General features: G+C 74.8%; 13 protein-coding genes. 10 read left to right on the forward strand and 3 right to left on the reverse strand.

What is annotated here, in order from left to right:
* Window positions 1-62: 62 nt before the first annotated feature.
* On the reverse strand, window positions 63-2,804 hold the full coding sequence (locus ACFVHI_RS20765) for a flippase-like domain-containing protein (protein ID WP_380341413.1): 2,742 nt from the start codon (window positions 2,802-2,804) through the stop codon (window positions 63-65).
* Window positions 2,805-2,938: 134 nt separating this feature from the next.
* Between ACFVHI_RS20765 and ACFVHI_RS20770 the strand changes: the two genes are divergently transcribed.
* From ACFVHI_RS20770 to ACFVHI_RS20785, 4 genes are all read left to right on the forward strand, one after another.
* On the forward strand, window positions 2,939-3,301 hold the full coding sequence (locus ACFVHI_RS20770; RefSeq protein ID WP_380341416.1) for an MGMT family protein: 363 nt from the start codon (window positions 2,939-2,941) through the stop codon (window positions 3,299-3,301).
* 158 nt (window positions 3,302-3,459) lie between these two features.
* Window positions 3,460-6,777, forward strand: coding sequence for an ATP-dependent DNA helicase (locus ACFVHI_RS20775; protein WP_063347912.1), 3,318 nt, complete (start codon window positions 3,460-3,462; stop codon window positions 6,775-6,777).
* Window positions 6,778-6,809: 32 nt separating this feature from the next.
* Window positions 6,810-10,028 (forward strand): UvrD-helicase domain-containing protein, encoded by a 3,219-nt coding sequence (locus tag ACFVHI_RS20780; protein WP_380341419.1) that lies wholly within the window; start codon window positions 6,810-6,812, stop codon window positions 10,026-10,028.
* A 191-nt stretch (window positions 10,029-10,219) separates the two neighbouring features.
* Window positions 10,220-11,407, forward strand: a complete 1,188-nt coding sequence (locus ACFVHI_RS20785) for a PP2C family protein-serine/threonine phosphatase (protein WP_079135641.1) — start codon at window positions 10,220-10,222, stop codon at window positions 11,405-11,407.
* Between the two features lies 1 nt (window position 11,408).
* Here the strand turns inward: ACFVHI_RS20785 and ACFVHI_RS20790 are convergent, their stop codons facing one another.
* Complete coding sequence (locus ACFVHI_RS20790) at window positions 11,409-12,380, reverse strand: endonuclease/exonuclease/phosphatase family protein (RefSeq protein WP_363372609.1); 972 nt, start codon at window positions 12,378-12,380, stop codon at window positions 11,409-11,411.
* 78 nt (window positions 12,381-12,458) lie between these two features.
* Here ACFVHI_RS20790 and ACFVHI_RS20795 point away from each other — a divergent pair, with 78 nt between their 5' ends.
* The 6 genes from ACFVHI_RS20795 (at window position 12,459) to ACFVHI_RS20820 (ending at window position 20,506) form a co-directional block, all read left to right on the forward strand.
* Window positions 12,459-13,091 carry a PadR family transcriptional regulator gene (locus ACFVHI_RS20795; protein ID WP_063347909.1) on the forward strand — a complete coding sequence of 211 codons (633 nt, stop codon included), beginning with the start codon at window positions 12,459-12,461 and terminating at the stop codon, window positions 13,089-13,091.
* 164 nt (window positions 13,092-13,255) lie between these two features.
* The gene (locus ACFVHI_RS20800) at window positions 13,256-14,020 is read left to right on the forward strand and encodes an ABC transporter ATP-binding protein (protein WP_063347908.1); all 765 of its coding nucleotides are present in this window, start codon (window positions 13,256-13,258) and stop codon (window positions 14,018-14,020) included.
* Window positions 14,017-16,896 carry an FtsX-like permease family protein gene (locus ACFVHI_RS20805; protein WP_380341426.1) on the forward strand — a complete coding sequence of 960 codons (2,880 nt, stop codon included), beginning with the start codon at window positions 14,017-14,019 and terminating at the stop codon, window positions 16,894-16,896. Before ACFVHI_RS20800 ends, ACFVHI_RS20805 begins: the two co-directional genes overlap by 4 nt.
* Window positions 16,897-17,041: 145 nt before the next feature.
* On the forward strand, window positions 17,042-18,445 hold the full coding sequence (locus ACFVHI_RS20810; RefSeq protein ID WP_063347906.1) for a dipeptidase: 1,404 nt from the start codon (window positions 17,042-17,044) through the stop codon (window positions 18,443-18,445).
* Between the two features lie 69 nt (window positions 18,446-18,514).
* The gene (gene nudC, locus ACFVHI_RS20815; protein ID WP_208869073.1) at window positions 18,515-19,456 is read left to right on the forward strand and encodes an NAD(+) diphosphatase; all 942 of its coding nucleotides are present in this window, start codon (window positions 18,515-18,517) and stop codon (window positions 19,454-19,456) included.
* 210 nt (window positions 19,457-19,666) lie between these two features.
* Complete coding sequence (locus ACFVHI_RS20820) at window positions 19,667-20,506, forward strand: GntR family transcriptional regulator (protein ID WP_063347904.1); 840 nt, start codon at window positions 19,667-19,669, stop codon at window positions 20,504-20,506.
* Window positions 20,507-20,636: 130 nt separating this feature from the next.
* Here the strand turns inward: ACFVHI_RS20820 and ACFVHI_RS20825 are convergent, their stop codons facing one another.
* A complete protein-coding gene (locus ACFVHI_RS20825; protein ID WP_063347903.1) occupies window positions 20,637-20,894 on the reverse strand; it encodes a mycoredoxin in 258 nt (85 codons plus the stop codon).
* Window positions 20,895-20,938: the final 44 nt, after the last annotated feature.

Raw genomic sequence — 20,938 nt, forward strand, 5'->3', positions numbered from 1 at the left:
TAGACGCCGGAACGTACCGGAAGGGCCCGCCTCGGCGGGCCCTTCCGCGTATCCGGTGGACGTCAGAGCGCGCCGCGGCGCTGCAGCATGTTGTAGGAGATCCAGCCCGGCAGCACCGGCAGCCAGAAGGTGAGCGCCCGGTAGAGGAAGACCGCCGGGGTGGCGACCGCCGGCGACACGTCCGCGACCGTCAGGGCGCCGATCAGGGCGACCTCGACCGGGCCGATGCCGCCCGGGGTGGGGATCGCCGAGCCGGCCGCGTTGGCGGTCAGGAAGACCACCGCGACCGCCGAGAAGCTGACGTCGCCGCCGAAGGCCTGCACCGAGGCGTCCAGGCAGGCGGTGAAGGACAGGGTCAGCAGCAGGATGCCGCCGAAGCCGGTGACCAGCTTGCTGGGCGTCTGCATCAGGTCGAGCATCCGCGGCACCACGCCGAAGAACAGCGAGCGCAGCCGGCCCAGGACGAACCGGCGCAGTGGCGCGACCGCCGCCACCACCAGGGCGAGCACGGCGGCGGTCAGCACGCCGATGATCACCGCGCGGGAGGCGGACAGGTCGCCGTTGGTCTGGCTGCCGGTGATCAGGCCGAAGCTGAACAGCAGCAGCAGGTGCCCGGCCAGGCCGGCCAGCTGGGAGGCGCCGACCGAGGCCACCGCCTGGCCGGAGCGGATCCCGGCCTTCTGTAGGTAGCGGGTGTTGAGCGCGATGCCGCCGATCGCGGCGGGCGCGACCAGCTTGACGAAGGAGCCGGCCAGCTGGGCCGCGACGGTGCGCCGGAACGGCAGCTTCTCCGGGACGAAGCCGGTCAGGCTCATCGCGGCGGCGACGTAGCTGAACGCGGCCGCCAGCAGGGCCGCCGCCGCCCAGACCCAGTCCATCTGGGAGAGCTTGAGCTGGGCCGGCTTGATGGTGGTCAGCGCCAGGTAGGCGGCGAAGGTGAGCGCGATCACCATGATCAGGCTCTTCGGCTTCAGCCGCTCCAGCTTGGCCGGCTCCATCGGTGCCTCGGGGGCGATCTGGAGGATCTGGCCGCGGATGCGGCTCAGCAGGTCCTCGCCGGCCACCGCGATGTCCTCCTCGGCCTGCTGCTGGGTGCGCTCGCCGGCCGCGACCTGCTCCAGCGCCCTGGCCCGGGCGACGGTCTTGCGCTCCTTGGTGAGCCGCGAGAGGTCGACCCTGGTGGAGCGGCTCATCCCGACCGGCTGGAGCAGCGGCAGCGCCTGGGCGACCCGGTCGGCGCCGAGCACCGCGTTGGCGGTGGCGACGGCCCGCTCCGGGCCGATCCGCAGCGCGAAGGTGGTGACCAGCTGGGCGACGTCGATGCGCAGCGTCAGGTCGGTGGCGGCGATGTCGCCGCCGGAGAGGTTGACCAGGCAGGCCGTCCTCTCGTCCACCACCAGCAGCGACTCGCCGGTCAGCCGGCGGTGGGCGATCCGGCGCTCGTGCAGGGCCGCCACCGACTCCCAGAGCGAGGCCATCACCTGGTCGGTGACCTCCTCGTCGGAGAGCTCGTCCAGGATGCGGCCCTCGACCTTGCCGTAGACCAGGATCGCGGCGTCCGGACCCAGCTCGGAGGTGGCGACCAGCTGCGGCGCGCGGGCGCCCGAGGCGGCCGCCGCGTAGGCGATCAGGGCCTCCTGCTCCAGCGCCTGGCGCAGCGACTGCGGGCTGCGGCGCACCGCCACCGAGCGCAGCCGCAGCCGCCGCCAGGCCCGGTAGAAGAAGCCGGAGGCCTGCTGCTCGCGGTCGATGATGTGGACGTCCAGCGGCGGGCCGCTCTGCTGGGTGACGTAGTAGCGGCGGGTGCCGCCGGGTGCGTCCGGGGCGCGGTGGGCGCTCTCCGGGGTGAAGCCGACCTTGCGCAGGCCGATCATCAGGTGCTGGCCGGTGGGCCGGATGTTCGGGGAGCCGATCGCGTACAGCGTGCCGTACGCGACGGACCAGCCGATCAGGACGGTGAGCAGCAGCGACAGCGGGGTGGTGTAGCCGCCGAGCAGTTCGGTGATCCCGCTGAAGACCACCACCACCCACAGGGCGACCCGCCACCGGGGGCGGCTCGACATGCCGACCGCGGTCATGTAGGCGATCACCGGGGCGAGGTAGCCGTGCACCGGGTCGGTGAGGGTGCCGTTGCTGTCCATCGGCAGCCTGGTCAGCGCGTCCCGGATGTGGTCGGAGGCGCCTTCGGCCACCCACCAGTCGATGCCCAGCGAGACGCCGTAGGCGAGCACCGAGGCGAGCACGCCGTCGGCGACCCGCAGGCCGTCGCGTTTGATCAGCCGCTCGACCGCGAAGGCCAGCGGTACGGCGAGCACCGCGACGCTGGAGAGCAGGCCGGTGATCGTGGAGAGCACCGCGGAGAAGTGCGGCGCGTTGGTGGCGATGTCCTGTTCGATGCCGGTGGTGGTCGAGGTGGCGATGCCCGCCAGCACGAAGACGGCGACTATGCCGAAGACGCCGGCCAGGAAGCGGATCAGGTCGGACGGGCGGTGCGCCCGGGCGGCGAGCAGGGGCTCGTCGACGTCCAGGTGCGGGGTGTCGCCCAGCGGGTCGTGGTAGTCGGGCAGCGGGCGCCGGGCCGGCGGCGCGGCGGCGGCCGGATCCCCGGGGGCTTCGGCGGCTTCGGCGGGTTCGGCGGGTTCTTCGGAGGCCTCGGCGGGCGCGGGGGTCTTGATCGTCAGGTCCTTGATCAGGGAGACTTCCGGTGTCGGCCCGGTCGCGGGCCCATCACCGGGAGCCGAGGGCACGGCGGCGGCGGACTCGTCGGAGTCCTCGTCCACACCCACGTCAGCCGTCCCGGTCATCTGGTCTTGTCCTCGTATCACCACTCACCGCCCCGAAGATGGTGGCATGCCTCGGCGCCCCGTGCTGGACAGGGGCCGGATCGGGCGCGGCGGATCGTTCGTACGGGGCCGCGGGTGTGCCCCCGTGAGGAAGAATGCCGCAGGTGACGGACGTAACAGACGACGGCCTCCCGGACACCCTGCCACCCTTCGCCGAACTGGTGCTCGACCTGACCGAGCGGATTCCACCCGGCAGGGTGATGACCTACGGGGACGTTGCCGAGTACCTCGGCCAGGGCGGCCCCCGGCAGGTCGGCCGGGTGATGGCCCTGTACGGCGGCTCGGTCCCCTGGTGGCGGGTCATCCGCGCCGACGGCCGCTTCCTGCCCGGACACGAGCACCGCGCCCTCTCCCACTACGGCGAGGAGGGCACCCCGCTGCGCGAACTCGCCGACCCGCCCCGGGTCGACCTGCGGCGGGCCCGCTGGGACGGGCGGGAGCCGGGCGCCACGCCATGAGGCCGCCGCGGAACGCGGAGTGAGGTCGCCGCGGACCGGGGATGCCGCGAAACCGCCGCGCCGACGGGAATGACGGGGCAGGATCGTAGGCTCGATACGGGCGGGCCCCGGCGGGCCCGCCCGGCCACGCCTCCAGCACAACCCCAGGATCCGCCTCCGTGAGTTCCCCGTACCGGCTCGTGCGCAGCCCGCTCGTCCAGCCCGCCCCACCCGTGCTGGACGAGTACCAGCGCGCCGTGGTCGAGCACGGCGGCGGGCCGCTGCTGGTGCTCGCCGGCCCCGGGACGGGCAAGACCACCACCCTGGTCGAGGCCGTCGCCCGGCGGATCGAGCATGGCACCGACCCCGAGCGCATCCTCGTCCTCACCTTCAGCCGCAAGGCCGCGACGGAACTGCGCGACCGGATGTCCGCCCGGCTCGGCTCCTCCTCGGCCGCCCCCCAGGCCACCACCTTCCACTCCTTCAGCTACGCCCTGCTGCGCGCCCACCAGGACCCGCAGGACTACGCCGAACCGCTGCGGCTGCTCTCCGGCCCCGAGCAGGACGTCATGGTCCGCGAACTGCTGGCCGGCGGCGCCGAGGACGCGAAGCTCGGCAGCTCCCGGATCCACTGGCCGCTCGACCTGCGGGCCTGCCTGACCACCCGCGGCTTCGCCGACGAGGTCCGCGCCGTCCTCGCCCGCAGCCGCGAGCTGGGCCTGGGCGAAGCCGAACTGGAGCGCTTCGCCCAGGGCGTCCAGCGCCCCGACTGGGCCGCCGCCGCGCACTTCCTCGCCGACTACCTCGACGTGCTCGACCTGCGCGGCGTCCTCGACTACGCCGAACTCGTCCACCGGGCCGTCCTGCTCGCCGAACGCCCCGAGGTCGCCGAACAACTGCGGCGGCGCTACGAGGTGGTGTTCGTCGACGAGTACCAGGACACCGACCCCTCCCAGGTCCGGCTGCTGCGCCAGCTGGCCGGCGGCGGCCGCGAACTCGTCGCGGTCGGCGACCCCGACCAGTCGATCTACGCCTTCCGCGGCGCCGACATCAACGGCATCCTCGACTTCCCGCAGACCTTCCGCCGGGCCGACGGCGAACCCGCCGACGTCAAGGTGCTGCGCGTCTCCCGCCGCTCCGGCGCCGTCCTGCTCGCCGCCTCCCGGGAGCTCGCCCGGCGGATGCCGATGGGCCGGCTGCCCGCCGACAAGCTCGCCCAGCACCGCGCGCTGCTGCCCTCCCGCGAGGGCGGCCGGGCCGAGGTCTACACCTACCCCACCCCCGGCGCCGAACTCGACTCGATCGCCGACCTGCTGCGCCGCGCCCACCTGGAGGACGGCGTGCCCTGGGGCGAGATGGCCGTCCTGGTCCGGGCCGGCGCCCGCTCCATCCCCGGCGTGCGGCGGGCGCTCAGCGCGGCCGGCGTCCCGCTGGAGATCGACGGCGACGACCTGCCGCTGCGCGAGGAGCCGGCCGTCGCCCACCTGCTGCTCGCCCTGCGGGTCTGCGCCGAGCAGGCCGCCCGCGACCGGCACGGCGACCCCGACACACCCGACCCGCTCACCACCGACCTGGCCCACGCCCTGCTCACCGGCCCGCTCGGCGGCCTCGACGGCTCCGACCTGCGCCGCCTCGGCCGCGCCCTGCGCGAGGAGGAACGCGCCGCCCTGCGCGCCGACGGGGACCCGGCCGCCCCCCGCCCGGCCGGCGACCTGCTGCGCGAGGCCCTCGCCGAACCCGAGCGGCTGATCGCCCTCGACCCCGCCCACGCCCGCCGGGCCCGCGACCTCGGCACCCTGCTGCGCAAGGTCCGCGAACGCCTCGCCGGCGGCTGCACCGCCGAGGAGGCGCTCTGGGAGCTGTGGGACGGCAGCCGCCGCTGGCGCGAACGCCTGGAACGGGCCGCCCTGCGCGGCGGCGCCGCCGGCCGCAACGCCGACCGCGACCTCGACGCGCTGTGCGCCCTGTTCGAGACCGCAGCCCGCGCCGAGGAGCAGGTCACCGGCCACCGCGGCGCCCTCGACCTGCTCGCCGAGCTCGACGCCCAGGACATCGCCGCCGACACCCTCACCGTCCGGGCCGTGCGCCCCGAGGCCGTCCGGCTGATGACCGCCCACCGCTCCAAGGGCCTGGAATGGCGCCTGGTCGTCGTCGCCGGCGTCCAGGACGGCCTCTGGCCCGACCTGCGCCGCCGCGGCTCCCTGCTGGAGGCCGACCGGATCGGCCGCGACGGCCTCGCCGAACCGCTCTCCCCGGGCGCCCTGCTCGGCGAGGAGCGCCGGCTCTTCTACGTCGCCGCGACCCGCGCCCGGGAACGGCTGATCGTCACCGCCGTCAAGGCCCCCGCCGACGACGGCGACGAGCCCTCCCGCTTCCTGCGCGAGCTCTACCGCGAGGACGTCGACCCGCGGACCGGCAGGGTCGTGCGCCGCACCCCGCCCGTCGTCGTCGAGGACGTCACCCACCGCCCGCGCCGCCCGCTGTCCGTCGCCGCACTGGTCGCCGAACTGCGGGCCGTCACCGTCGACCCGGCCCGCTCGCCCGAACTGCGCCGGGCCGCCGCCGAACGGCTCGCCCTGCTCGCCACCGCCACCGACGACGAGGGCCAGCCGCTGGTGCCCGCCGCCCGCCCCGACCGCTGGTGGGGCCTGGCCGACGCCACCGCCGCCCCCGACCCGCTGCGCAGCGCCGACCTGCCGGTGCGGCTGTCCGGCAGCGGCCTGGAACAACTGGAGAACTGCTCGCTGCAGTGGTTCCTGGACAAGGAGGTCAAGGCCCGCGCAGCCGGCTCCGCCGCCCAGGGCTTCGGCAACGTCGTGCACGCGCTCGCCGACGAGGTCGGCTCCGGGCGCACCCCCGCCGACCTCGCCGTCCTGATGGAACGCCTGGACACCGTCTGGGACGCGCTGGCCTTCGACGCGCCCTGGAAGTCCCACCAGGAGAAGACCCAGGCCCGCGCCGCCCTGGAGCGCTTCCTCAACTGGCACGTGCTGGAACGCGGCCGCGACCTCGTCGCCACCGAGCACGGCTTCGACGTCACCCTCGACGCCGGCGGCGTCTCGGTGCGCATCCGCGGCTCGATGGACCGGGTCGAGAAGGACGCGGCCGGGCGCGCCTACGTCGTCGACTTCAAGACCGGCAAGCAGATCCCCACCGACAAGTCGCTGCCCGAGCACAAGCAGCTCGCCGTCTACCAGCTCGCCGTCCGCGCCGGGGCCCTCAACGAACTGCCCGGCTTCGCCGACCGCCCCCCGGCCACCGGCGGCGCCGAACTCGTCCACCTGCGCGAGCCCGCCGCCAAGGCCGCCCAGGACGCCCCCAAGGTGCAGCGGCAGGACCCGCCGGAGGGCGAGCCGTGGATCGAGAACCTGCTCGCCGACGCGGCCGGCCGGGTCCTCGCCGAGCGCTTCGTCCCGCAGACCGGCGGCGGCTGCGACCGCTGCACCTTCCGCCGCAGCTGCTCCGCCCAGCGGGACGGGGCGCAACTCGTCGAGTGAAGGTTGTCCGCCGCTCCGGTTAACGTTGCGGGGTGACCGCCGTGCTCAGCCATCCCGACCAGCTCAAGGAGCTGCTGGGCATCCCGTTCAACCGGGAGCAGATGGCGGCCATCGGCGCCCCCCTGGAACCGGCCGTGATCGTGGCCGGCGCCGGCTCCGGCAAGACCACGGTGATGGCCGCCCGGGTGGTCTGGCTGGTCGGCTCCGGCGCCGTCCGGCCCGAGGAGGTGCTCGGCCTCACCTTCACCAACAAGGCCGCCGGCGAACTCGCCGAACGCGTGCGCACCGCCCTGCTGCGGGCCGGCGTCACCGGGCAGGACGGCGCGGAGCCGCTCGGCGAACCGGAGATCTCCACCTACCACGCCTTCGCCGGCCGGCTGCTCAAGGAGCACGGCCTGCGGATCGGCATCGAACCCGACGTGCGGCTGCTCGCCGACGCCACCCGCTTCCAGCTCGCCGCCAAGGTGCTGCGCACCGCCCGCGGCCCGTTCCCCGCGCTCACCGGCACCTTCGCCAACCTCGTCGCCGACCTGATCGCCCTGGACGGCGAACTCGCCGAGCACCTGGTCGAGCCGGACACCCTGCGCGCCCACGACGAGGACCTGCTGGACACCCTCGCCACCGTCAAGCTCACCAACGACGACCTGCGGGCCGTCCCCGCCACCGCCCGGGCCCGGCTGGAGCTGCTGCGCCTGGTCGAGGACTACCGGCGCCGCAAGCACACCGCCGGGCTGATGGACTTCGGCGACCAGATAGCCGCCGCCGCCCGGCTCGCCCAGCAGCGGCCCGAGGTCGGCGCGCTGCTCCGCGGCCAGTTCCGGGTCGTGCTGCTCGACGAGTACCAGGACACCTCGGTCGCCCAGCGGCTGATGCTGGCCGGCCTGTTCGGCGCCGGCCCCGGTCCCGGTCATCCTTTTGCCGGCCACCCCGTCACCGCCGTCGGCGACCCCTGCCAGGCGATCTACGGCTGGCGCGGCGCCTCCGTCGCCAACCTCGACGAGTTCCCCCGGCACTTCCCGAAGGCCGACGGCCGCCCCGCCGCCCGCTACGCGCTCAGCGAGAACCGCCGCAGCGGCGGGCGGCTGCTCGCCTTCGCCAACGAACTCGCCGCGCCGCTGCGGGCCATGCACGAGGGCGTCGAGGCGCTGCGCCCGGCCCCCGGCGCCGAGCAGGACGGCTACGTGCGGGCGGCGCTGCTGCCCACCCACGCCGAGGAGGTCGACTGGCTCGCCGACTCGATCGCCCACCTGGTGCGTACCGGCACCGCGCCCGGCCGGATCGCCGTGCTGTGCCGTGGCGGCGCGGCCTTCCCGGACATCCACGCCGCCCTGGTCGCCCGCGAGGTGCCGGTCGAGGTGGTGGGCCTGGGCGGGCTGCTGCAACTGCCCGAGGTGGCCGACCTGGTGGCGGTCTGCGAGGTGCTCCAGGACCCGACCGCCAACGCCGCGCTGGTGCGCCTGCTGATCGGCCCGCGCTGGCGGATCGGCCCGCGCGACCTCGCCCTGCTCGGGCGCCGGGCCGCCGACCTGGTGCGCACCGACCGGCCCGAGGGCGTGGAGGCGCTGACGGCGGCCGTCGCCGAGGCCGACCCCACCGAGGTGGTCTCGCTCGCCGACGCGGTGGAGACCTTCCTCGACGCGGAGCAGCCCGACGAACTGCCCTTCTCCGCCGAGGCCAGGGTCCGCCTGGCCCGCCTCGGCCAGGAGCTGCGCGACCTGCGCCGCTCGCTCGCCGACCCGCTGATGGACGTGCTGCACCGGGTGCTGGCCGTCACCGGCCTGGAGGTCGAACTCGCCGCCTCCCCGCAGGCGCTGGCCGCCCGGCGGCGCGAGACCCTGCACGCCTTCCTGGACGTCGCCGCCTCCTTCGCCGACCTCGACGGCGACCCCGGCCTGGCCGCCTTCCTCGGCTTCCTGCGCGCCGCCCAGGAGTACGAGCGCGGCCTGGACAGCAGCCTGCCCGGCGGCGAGGACACCGTGAAGGTGCTCACCGCGCACAAGTCCAAGGGCCTGGAGTGGGACGTCGTCGCCGTCCCCGGCCTGGTCAAGGGCTCGTTCCCGTCCACCACCTCGCGCGAGCGCTGGACCAGCAGCAAACGGGTGCTCCCGCACGCCCTGCGCGGCGACGCGGACACCCTGCCCGACGTGCGCGGCGGGTGGGACGGCAAGGCCATGACCGCGTTCAAGCGGCAGCTGGCCGAGCACTCCGGCACCGAGGAACTGCGCCTGGGCTACGTCGCGTTCACCCGCCCGCGCACGCTGCTGCTGGCCTCCGGGCACTGGTGGGGGCCCAGCCAGAAGACCGTCCGCGGCCCGTCCGCCTTCCTGGAGCAGCTGCGCGAGCACTGCGAGCGGCCCGGCGCCGGGGAGGTTGAGCACTGGGCCGAGCAGCCCGAGAAGGGCGCCGAGAACCCGGCGCTGGCCGATCCCGTCGAGCGCCCCTGGCCGCTGCCGCTGGACCCGGCCGCCCAGCTGGCCCGCCGCCGGGTCGCCGAGGTGGTGCACGCCCGGCTGGCCGGCGCGCCCGCCCCCGAACCCGAGCCGATGGCCGCCGAGGACCAGCGCCAGGCGGCCTCCTGGGACCGCGACCTCGCCGCGCTGCTGGGCGAGTTGGAGCGCTCCCGGCGCACCGCCCGCGACGTGCCGCTGCCCGCCGCGCTGTCCGCCACCCAACTGCTGCGCCTGGCCGCCGACCCGGACGGCTTCGCGCGCGACCTGGCCCGGCCGATGCCGCGCCCGCCGCAGCCGGCCGCCCGGCGGGGCACCCGCTTCCACGCCTGGGTGCAGTCCCGGATCGAACCGCTGCTGCTGATCGAGCCGGGCGCGCTGCCCGGCGCCGACGACGACGGCATCGAGGACGAGCAGGACCTGGAGCGGCTCAAGGAGGCGTTCCTGCGCACCTCGTACGCCCAGCGCCGGCCGCACCGGGTGGAGGCGCCGTTCCAGCTGGTGCTCGGGGGGCGGGTGGTGCGCGGCCGGATCGACGCGGTATACCGGGACGGTGACGTGACGTCAGTAACCGGTGGCGCGTCACGCTACGAAGTGGTGGACTGGAAGACCCACCGCGAGGAGACCGCCGACCCGTTGCAGCTCGCGGTCTACCGGATCGCCTGGGCCGAGCAGGCGGGCGTTCCGCCGGAGCAGGTCACGGCTTCCTTCCTGTACGTCCGCAGCGGGCGGATCGTCCGTCCGACAGGACTTCCCGACCGAAAAGAGTTGGAACGGCTCCTGATCGGGAACAGTGAAGAATGAGTCACGCAGAGCATTCAAGTCATCACGGCAGCGCCCGAAACCTGTGCGCCATGCACGTTTCGTGCCTATTGTGGGGTCGGTAACCGGTCAACCCCCGTGCTCCGGCCGCCAGCGAGGCCCGCATTCCCTAACCCTCAGTCATCACCGCAGGTGCCCCCGGGCATCGGCGTCTTCTGCTGGAGTAACCGACGTTGAGCGCGACCGGATGGATCAGAGAGCGGTTCACCGGGCCGACCCCGGGACCCGCTCCGGGCACGACCGGCACCTGGCCGAGGACGGCGCTCGCGCTGCCCTTCATCGGCATGGCGCTGATCGTCGCCCTCGACTTCGTCAGCAACACCGAGGTGACGGTCGAACCGGCCCTCACCGCCGTCCCCGCGCTGGCCGCCGTGGTCAGCCACCGAACCTGGTACCCGCTCGCCATCGGCCTCTTCACCGAGGCGGTGGCCTTCCTGATGGCCTTCCGCAGCGACGCCCTCGACCAGTCCGTGCACGCCGCCAGCGTCTTCGCGATCCTGCTGGTCGCCCTGATCGGCTGGGTCAGCGCCACCCTTCGGCTGCGCCAGGAGCGGGCGCTGGCCGACGCCCAGCTCGTCGCCTCGATCGCCCGCCGGGTGTTGCTGCGGCCCGTCCCCGAGCGGGTCGGCACCGTCCAGGCGGCCGTCCACTACGAGGCCGCCGCCGCGCACGCCAGGATCGGCGGCGACCTGTACGAGGTGGTCAACACCCGGCACGGGGTGCGGGCCGTGGTCGGCGACGTCCGCGGCAAGGGCCTCGGCGCGGTCGAGACCGCCGCCGCCGTCCTCGGCGCCTTCCGCGAGGCCGCGCACCAGGAGCCCGCACTGGACCGGGTCGCCGGCTGGCTGGCCGTCAGCCTCGACCGGGCCCTGCACGAGAACGACCACCCGGGCGTGGAGGAGGAGTTCGTCACCCTGGTGCTGATCGGCGTCGGCGCGGACGGCACCGCGGAACTGGTCAACTGCGGCCACCCCTCGCCGCTGCTGCTGCGCGGCGGGGACGTCCGGCCGCTCGAACTCGCCGAGACCGTCCCGCCGCTGGGCGTCCTCGACCCGGCCGACGTCCGGCCGCCGGTGCACCGGGTGGCACTGCGGCCCGGCGACCGGGTCCTGCTGTTCACCGACGGGGTGATCGAGGCCCGCGACCGCTCCGGCGCCTTCTACCCGCTCGCCGAACGCCTCCCGCGCTGCGCCGACGGCCGCCCGGCGGACGTCCTGCAGCGCCTGCACGAGGACGTGGTACGCCACGTCGGCCGCCAACTCGGCGACGACGCGGCCATGCTGCTCCTCCAGTACGCGCCGGCCCCCGCCGCCGGCCCCCAACTACCGCACCAGCACGGCATCCTGTCCCGCCAGCGCTGATCTAGAGCGAGACCTCCACCAGCAGCGGCCGGTGGTCCGACACCGCCGCGCGCGGCGCCGCCGCCGGGCCGACCGCGGCGCGCGGCACACCGACCGCCAGCACGTGGTCGAACTGCACCGCCGGGCGGTGCGAGGGGTACGTCGGGGTGCGGGCCAGGTCGTACCAGCCCTGCAGCCGGGGGCGGGGCTCGCGCACCCGGCGCCGGCGCGGCTCGGCCAGGGCCGGCCGGGCCCGCCGGGCCGCCCGCAGCTCCCGGACCCGCGCCCGGGGCGCGGTGCGCTCCAGCGCGGTCGCCCCGCCGAGGACGGTGCGCGGCACCGCGCCGACCAGGTTGAAGTCGCCCAGCACCAGGTACGGCTGCGGCAGGTCCGCGATCCACCGCCGGATGCCGGCCAGCTGCGCCATGTTCCACCCGGGGACGAAGGACAGGTGCGCCGCCACCACGGTGAACGGGCCGTGGTCGCCCTCCAGCACGGCCGCCAGCGCCGCCCGCGGCTCGTCCGGCACCGGGGTGAGCCCGCGCCGGCCGGCCACCCGCAGCGGCAGCCCGAACGGAGCCGGGGCGAACCGGCGGGCCCGCCAGTGCCGCACCGGCAGCCGGGTCAGCAGCGCGGTGCCGTACGAGGGCGGGGCGCCGTCGCCGACGTCGCCGGGCCCGTACACCCGCAGGCCGCCGGGCACGGAGGGCTCCGGCACCCAGCCCGCGACCGGCGCCGGGCGCCCGTGCAGGGCGGCGGCGAACCGCCAGTCGGCGGCCCCCATGGCTTTGGCGGCCACCGCGGCCTGGTCGGTGCCGCCGGAGCGGGACTGGTGGCGGTCCACCTCCTGCAGGGCCAGTACGTCGGCGTCCAGCGCGGCCACCGCCTCCGCCAGCGGCCCGCCGGCGTCGGCGGGGTAGGGCCGCGGGGCGCCGTCCGGGGCGAGCGGCTGACCGTGCAGCAGGTTGAAGGTGGCGATGCGCAACTGGCTCACACCGCACGACGGTACCCGCTCGCCGGGGGAGGGGGCGCGGCTTGAGCCTGTAGGGCATACCGGGTATACATACTGAGTATGTCCATCCGACACGGTCTGCTCGCCCTGCTCGACCAGGGCCCGCGCTACGGCTACCAACTGCGCACCGAGTTCGAGGCGCGCACCGGCGCCACCTGGCCGCTCAACGTCGGGCAGGTCTACACCACGCTGTCCCGACTGGAGCGGGACGGCCTGGTCGAGCCCGCCGGAGAGGACGACGAGGGCCACCAGTTCTACGCCGTCACCGAGGAGGGGCGCACCGAGCTGCGGGCCTGGTTCGACACCCCGGTGCCCCGGACCAACCCCCCGCGCGACGAACTGGCCATCAAGCTCGCCATGGCCGTCACCGTCCCCGGGGTGGACGTCTCCGCCGTCGTCCAGGGCCAGCGCCGCCACAGCATCAAGGCACTCCAGGACTACACCCGGCTCAAGGGCCGCGCGCTGGCCGGGGAGTCACGGCCCGGCATCGCGCCCTCCGCGAGCAACGACCTGGCCTGGCTGCTCGTCCTCGACCAGCTGATCTTCCAGACCGAGGCCGAGATCCGCTGGCTCGACCACTGCGAGACCCGGCTCCACCAGCACGCGGAGACCGAACAGGCCCGCGCCGCCGAAGCCGCCCGCGACGGCGGCGCCACGGCCGCCAGGCCCGCCCGCCGACGCTCGCGCACCTGACCGCGCCCGCCTGACCGCGCGCACCTGACCGCGCGCACCTGACCTCGCCCGCCGTAGCCCACGCACCCGACCCCGCCCGCCGCTGACGCACCTGACCCCGGCGGCCACCCGAACCATCGGCCCGGACCCGACGCCGAGCCCACCACCAGCACAAGGGGGGAACCATGTCCCACACCGACCCGGCCCGGCAGACGCCGGTACTGCACCTGGAAAACGTCACCCGAGTCCACGGCCAAGGCGCCGCGGAGGTCCAAGCCCTGCGCGGCATCGACCTCAAGGTCCACCCCGGCGAGTTCGTCGCCGTCATGGGCCCGTCCGGCTCCGGCAAGTCGACGCTCCTCACCCTCGCCGGCGGACTGGACACCCCGACCACCGGCCAGGTCCTCGTCGAGGGCGTCGCCCTCGGCGGGCTCAACCGCAAGCGGCTCGCCCAGGTCCGCCGCCGCTCCATCGGCTACGTCTTCCAGGACTACAACCTGATACCGGCCCTCACCGCCGGCGAGAACATCTCGCTGCCGCGCGAACTCGACGGCCTGTCCGCCCGCGCCGCCCGCCGCGAGGCGCTCGCCGCCCTGGAGGAGCTCGGCATCCCCGAGCTCGCCGACCGCTTCCCCGACGACATGTCCGGCGGCCAGCAGCAGCGCGTCGCCATCGCCCGCGCCCTCATCGGCGAGCGCCGCCTCGTCCTCGCCGACGAGCCCACCGGCGCCCTCGACTCCACCACCGGCGAGGCCGTCCTCGCCGTCCTGCGCGCCCGCTGCGACGCCGGCGCCGCCGCCATGATGGTCACCCACGAGGCCCGGCACGCCGCCTGGGCCGACCGCGTGGTCTTCCTGCGCGACGGCCGCATGGTCGACGAGAGCGTCAGCCAGGACGCCGCCAGCCTGCTCGTCAGCGCCGCCACCAACAGCATGAAGGTGGACGAGTGAAGCTCAGCGCCTGGCGGGTCGCCCTGCGCATCGCCCGCCGCGACGCCCTGCGGGCCAAGGGCCGCAGCGCCCTGGTCATCGCCATGGTCGCGCTGCCCGTCCTCGGCGTCACCGGCGCCGACGTGGTCTTCCGCAGCGCCGACCTCGAACCCGCCGAACACGTCGTGCGCGTCATGGGCCAGGCCGCCGGCGAACTGCAGATGGTCGAACGCGGCTCCACCGTCCTCCAGGCGCCCGACCCCGACAAGGGAATGACCACCAAGAGCGCCAAGGACGAGGCGAAGAACGGCGCCGCCCCCCAGTACACCCCCGCCCAGCAGCGCAGCCTCGACACCGAGCCCGCCGAACTGGCGAAGCAGTTGCTCCCGCCCGGCGCCACCCTCGTACCCGAGCGGCAGGGCCCCTACATCGCCGCCGGCAGCTCCCAGGGCCTGCTCAGCACCGGGACCACCGAACTGGACCTCACCGACCCGGTCTGGAACGGCCGCGTCAACCTGGTCAAGGGCCGCGCCCCCGCCACCGACGGCGAAGCCGCCGTCACCCGGGACTTCCTCACCCGCTCCGGCCTCAAGATCGGCGACCGGACCGCCGTCCGCGGCCTGGAGGACAGCCCCTTCACCATCACCGGCGTCGTCGAGTACCCCGGTGAACTGACGGCCACCGAGATCATCGCCCGGCCCGGCACCCTGATCAGCAAGCTCGCCAAGCTCCCCGGCGCCGACCGCAGCCGCAACGTCGGCACCGACGCGCCCACCCGCTGGCTCGTCAAGCTCCCCGCCGGCGCCACCCTCGACTGGCCCAAGGTCACCGAACTGGGCGGCTACGGCTTCGCCCTCGCCTCCCGCGCCGTCCTGCTCGACCCGCCGGCCCGCGCCGACGTCCCCTACTACGTCGAGGCCGACAAGCGCGGCGGCCCCACCCCCGGCTACCTCGACCGCACCTCCGTCGTCATCCTCGCCACCGTCGTCGGCATGGCCCTGCTGGAGATCGTCCTCCTCGCGGGCCCCGCCTTCGCCGTCGGGGCCAGGCGCTCCCGGCGGCAGCTCGGCCTGCTCGCCGCCGGCGGCGGTGAGCGCGCCAACATCCGCGCCGTCGTCCTCGGCGGCGGCATCGTCCTCGGCGTCACCGGCGCCGTCGTCGGCCTCGGACTCGGCATCGGCCTGGTCGCCCTGCTGCGCACCCGGGCCGAGGAGTACGCCGGCCAGCGCTTCGGCCACTTCAACCTCCAGCCGCTCGACCTGCTCGGCGTGCTCCTGGTCGGCCTGGTCACCGGCCTGCTCGCCGCCGTCGTGCCCGCCGTCCAGGCCTCCCGCCAGGACGTCGTCGCCGCGCTCACCGGCCGCGACTCGCTCAAGCCCCCGAGCCGCAGGCTCGCCGTGGTCGGCCTGCTGATGCTCGGCGGCGGCTCCGCGCTCGCCCTGCTCGGCGCCACCAGCGGCTTCGCCAACCGCAGCCTGTCCGTCCTCGGCGGCTCGGCCGTCGCCGAACTCGGCATGGTCGCCCTGACGCCCTACCTGGTCGGCCTGTTCGGCCGGCTCGGCCGCTGGCTCTCGCTCGGCCCCCGGCTCGCCCTGCGCGACTCGGTGCGCCACCGCGGCCGCACCGCGCCCGCCGTCGCCGCCGTGATGGCCGCCGTCGCCGGCACCGTCGCGGTCAGCGTCTACCTCGCCAGCTACGACGAGGGGAACCGCCGCGAGTACACCGCCGCCGCCCCCTCCGGCGCCGTCCTGCTCGGCAGCGGCTGGCTGCCCGCCTCCGAGGGCAATCTGCTGCCGCAGATGCGCGACGCGGTGGAACGCAACATCCCCGCCCTCGGGCCGCGCGCCGACGTCCAGCGCGTCAACTACAAGGGCGACTGCGCCGACGGCGGCAGCCGCTGCGGCTACATCCAGGTCGCGCTGCCCGAGGAACTGCGCTGCCCCGTCCTCGACGACACCGAGCGCAGCACCAGCGAGACGGAGCGCATCCTCGGCACCGACCCGCGCTGCCAGGTCTCGGGCCACCGCGGCAACCAGTTCAGCAACCTCTCCGCAGGCGACGCCACCCTGCTGCACAACCTCTACGGCGTCACCGACCCGGCCGCCGGGCAGGCCCTCGCCGCCGGCAAGGCCGTGGTCTTCGACGCGCGCTACCTCAAGGACGGCAAGATCGCGGTCGAGTTGAACGATCCGATGGAGGAGACCGACGGGTCGTCCCACGGGCCGTCCCCCCGGAAGCGCGGCCACACCGAGATCTCCGTCGACGCCGTCCTCGCGTCCGCGGCGGTGCCGGCCAGCGGCCAGGCCGTGATCAGCCCCGACACCGCCACCCGGCTCGGCCTCACCACCGCCCCGACCGGCTCGGTCTGGCTGCCCGACAGCTCCCCCTCCGACGGCTCCCAGCAGAAGGCCAACGGGGCGCTGGCCAAGCTCACCGACCAGGAGGTCCTCTCGATCGAGCGCGGCTACCAGTCCAGGGCCGACCTGATCGGCCTCGGGCTGTCGATCTTCGCCGGCATCGTCGCCCTCGGCGCGGCCGGCATCGCCACCGGACTCGCCGCCGCCGACTCCCAGCGCGACCTGACCACCCTCGCGGCGGTCGGCGCCGAGCCCCGGATCCGGCGCACGCTGTCCGGCTTCCAGTGCGGGGTGATCGCCGCCATGGGCACCCTGCTCGGCACCGTCTGCGGGATCGTGCCGGCGGTGGCCCTGCGCAAGGTCCAGGGCGCGGCGGCCACCGTCCCCGGGATGCCCGCCGAGATGATCGCCAACAAGTCGGTCGTGGTCCTCCCGTGGCTCACCATCGGGTTCACCGTGGTGGCGCTGCCGCTGCTCGCGGCGGGCCTGGCCGCGCTGCTCACCCGCTCGCGGATCTCGCTGCTGCGCCGCTCCGGCTGAGGTCCGTGCACCCTCCCGTCACCCCCGTCCGCGCCCCCTCCAATCCGGGGGCGCGGGCGGGGGTGACGGAGGTTACAGCCCCAACGGCGCCCGGCAGCCGGACGGCCGGGGCGGGCACCCGCACGGGCGAACTAAAGTCGTCGGTATGACGAGAACTCCGGACAGCGTCGTCCGCTCCTTCATCGACCAGCACCAGGCCGGCTTCCTCGCCGACCTCTCCGAGTGGCTGGCCATTCCCTCGGTCTCCGCCGACCCGGCCCGCGCCGGCGACGTGCGGCGCTCCGCCGAGTGGCTGGCCGCCAAGCTGCGCGACACCGGCTTCCCGGTGGCCGAGGTGTGGGAGACCGACGGCCTGCCGGCGGTGTTCGCCGAGTGGCCCTCCGGGGACTCGTCCGCGCCGACCGTCCTGGTCTACGGGCACCACGACGTGCAGCCCGCCGCGAAGGAGGACGGCTGGGAGACGGAGCCGTTCACCCCGACCGTGGTCGGCGGGCGGCTGTTCGCCCGCGGCGCGGCCGACGACAAGGGCCAGGTGTTCTTCCACACCCTGGGCGTGCGCGCCCACCTGGCCGCGACCGGCCGCACCGCGCCGGCCGTCAACCTCAAGCTGCTGATCGAGGGCGAGGAGGAGTCCGGCTCGCCGCACTTCGCCGACCTGGTCCGGCGCGAGGCCGGGCGGCTGGCCGCCGACGTGGTGGTCATCTCGGACACCGGCATGTGGTCCGAGACCACGCCGACCGTGTGCACCGGCATGCGGGGCCTGGCCGACGCCCAGATCGACCTGTACGGCCCGGACACCGACATCCACTCCGGCTCCTTCGGCGGCGCCGTCCCCAACCCGGCGCAGGTCGCCGCCGAGCTGGCGGCCGGCCTGCACGACGCCGACCGCCGGGTGGACATCCCGGGCTTCTACGACGGCGTGATCGAGCTGACCGACCGCGAGCGCGAGCTGTTCGCCGAACTGCCCTTCGACGAGGCGCAGTGGCTCAGGGTCGCCAAGTCGTACGGCACCCGGGGCGAGGCCGGCTACTCCACCCTGGAGCGGGTCTGGGCCCGCCCGACCGCCGAGGTCAACGGCGTCTGGGGCGGCTACACCGGCCCCGGCGGCAAGACCATCGTGCCGTCCTCGGCGCACCTCAAGCTGTCCTTCCGGCTGGTCGCCGGGCAGGAGGTGGAGAAGGTGCGCGAGGCCGTCCGGGAGTGGGTGGCCGCGCGGGTGCCCGAGGGCGTCCGCCACGAGCTGACCTTCCCGGGCGCGACCCGGCCCTGCCTGACCCCGCTGGACCACCCGGCGCTGCAGTCCACCGTCCGCGCCATGGGCCGGGCCTTCGGGCAGAAGATCCTCTTCACCCGCGAGGGCGGCTCCGGCCCGGCCGCCGACCTCCAGGACGTGCTCGGCGCGCCGGTGCTGTTCCTCGGCATCTCGGTGCCCTCGGACGGCTGGCACTCGGTCAACGAGAAGGTCGAACTGGACCTGCTGGCCAAGGGCGTGGAGACGGCCGCGTACCTGTGGGGGGACCTGGCCGAGAACTTCCGGCCCGGCGCGTGATCCCGCGCGGGCACACCATGGCAGTCAGATCACTCATCCGGATGATTCATCACGTGGGGATGGAACGAAGTGAGCACCGTGCCTGAGACCGAACGCCCACTGAACCTGGCACTGGCCCGGGCCGGGGTGGACCGGGCGGCCGAGCACCGGCTCGACGAGCCCTGGCTGGCCGCGGCCTGGAGCCACCCGGCCACCCGGGTGCTGCCGATCGCCGGCGGCGAGGCGTTCGTCGTCGACACCGCGCAGGGCACCGAACTCGTGCTGATGCCCTCCTTCGAGGCGCCGCAGACCGGGGACCGGTACTTCCTCGGCACCGACGAGGACGGCGTCTCGTACTTCGCGCTGGCCGGTGAGAGCCTGCCCGGGCGGCTGGACGGCGACGCCCGCCCGGCCGGGCTGCGCGAGGTCGGCGCGCTGCTGTCGGACCGGGACGCCGGACTGCTGGTGCACGCCGTCGCGCTGGAGCACTGGCACCGGCTGCACAGCTTCTGCTCGCGCTGCGGGCACCCGACCGAGAAGGCCGGTGCCGGGCACGTGCGGCGCTGCACCTCCTGCGCGGCCGAGCACTACCCGCGCACCGACCCGGCGGTGATCATGGTGATCACCGACGAGCAGGACCGCTGCCTGCTCGGCCGCCAGGCGCTGTGGCCGGAGGGCCGCTGGTCCACCCTGGCCGGCTTCGTCGAGCCGGGGGAGTCGATCGAGCAGGCGGTGGTGCGCGAGGTGCACGAGGAGGCCGGCGTGCGGGTCGGCGAGGTGCGCTACGTCGCCAGCCAGCCCTGGCCCTTCCCGTCGAGCCTGATGCTCGGCTTCACGGGCCGGGCGCTGCCGGGCGGCACGGCGATCACCGTGGACGGCGAGGAGCTGGCCGAGGCGCGCTGGTTCTCCCGTGACGAGCTGCGGGCCGGGATGGAGGCGGGGGAGATCCTGCCGCCCTCCGGGATCTCGATCGCGCGCCACCTGGTCGAGCTCTGGTACGGCGGACCGCTGCCGTCGGCGGCGCGCTGGTAATCCCCGACGAATGGGGGGCGTGCGGGTTATCCCGCGCGCCCCCGTTTTTCTTTTCCCTTCCTTCCCTAATCCGCCACGATCAGATGTTCGTGGCCGGACGGGCCAGTTCTGCTACCGCCGCCCGCCACCCCGCAGCCGTCGTCAACCCGCGCGGACGACATTGCCGGAAACGGCTGAAACCCCGCCATCGCGCTCGCTACATTCACTCGGGTGACAATCCCCCGGGGCACCGCCCAATCCCCCAAATACCAGCGTCTCGCCGCCGACCTGCGCCGCCGGATCGCCGAGGGCGAGTTCACCGCCGACGCCGCACTCCCGGTCGAGAGCGAACTGGAACGCCAGTACGGAGTCGCCCGCAACACCGTCCGGCTCGCCGTCGACGTCCTGGTCAACGAAGGCCGCCTGGTCCGCCTCCAGGGCAAGGGCACCTACCTGCGGGAACACCCCGTCCTGGACCACCGCGCCTACGGCCCCACCCTGGCCCCCGCCCCCCGGGACTGCCTGGCCGTGCCCTCCGCCGTCTACCTCGGCGAGGCCGCCGAGGCCGGCCGCGAACTCACCACCGACTTCGAGATGATGATCGTCCGGGCCCGGGTCGACATCGCCGAACGGCTCGGACTGCGCCCCGGCGAGGCCATCGTGGTCCGCCGCCAACTGCGCCTGCTCGACCGCGAGCCGTACTCCATCGAGGAGAGCCACTACCGGGCCGGACTCGCCGCCGGCACCCCGCTGATGGAACCCGACCCGGTCGAGGGCGGCGACGAGGCCGTCCTCAACGAACTCGGCCGCACCGAGATCGGCGCCGTCGACCACCTGATCGCCCGGATGCCCGGCCCCGAGGAGGCCCAGTGGTTCCAGGGCGGCCCCGGCGTGCCGCTGATGGTCCAGACCCGCGTCACCTACGACCGGCGCGGGCCCGTCCGGGTCATCGAGACCCGCTACTCGGCCGACCGCAGCCGGCTCGTCTACGGCATCGGCGACCTCGGCGCGCGCGCCACCCTGCCCGCGCCCGCCGCACCCGTCGACCCCGCCAGGGCCGACGCGCAGTGACGCGCGCCGGCCCGGACCCCGGGCCGGGCCGGCCCCGCTCAGGCCGTTCAAGCCCGCTCGGACCGTTCAAGCCCGCGCGGGCCGCTCGGACCGTTCAGGCCGTTCGGACCACGTGGGCCGCTCGGACCACTCAGACCCCGAGGGCCTTCTTCACCTGCAGCAGGCTCGGGTTGGTCATCACGACCCGCTCGCCGCCGGCGTTCGGCGTCACCAGCACCGTCGGCACGGTCTGGTTGCCGCCGTTGACCGACTCGACGAACGACGCCGACGCCGGGTCCTCCTCGATGTTGACCTCCGTGTAGCCGATCCCCTCCCGGTCCATCTGGCTCTTGAGTCGGTTGCAGTACCCGCACCAGGTCGTGCTGTACATCGTCACGCTGCCGGACATCGAGGAGGCTCCTTCAGGAAGAGGGCGTACGGTCTCAGGGCAGG

It is taken from the genome of Kitasatospora sp. NPDC127121 (genome assembly GCF_042677305.1).
Taxonomy (GTDB): domain Bacteria; phylum Actinomycetota; class Actinomycetes; order Streptomycetales; family Streptomycetaceae; genus Kitasatospora.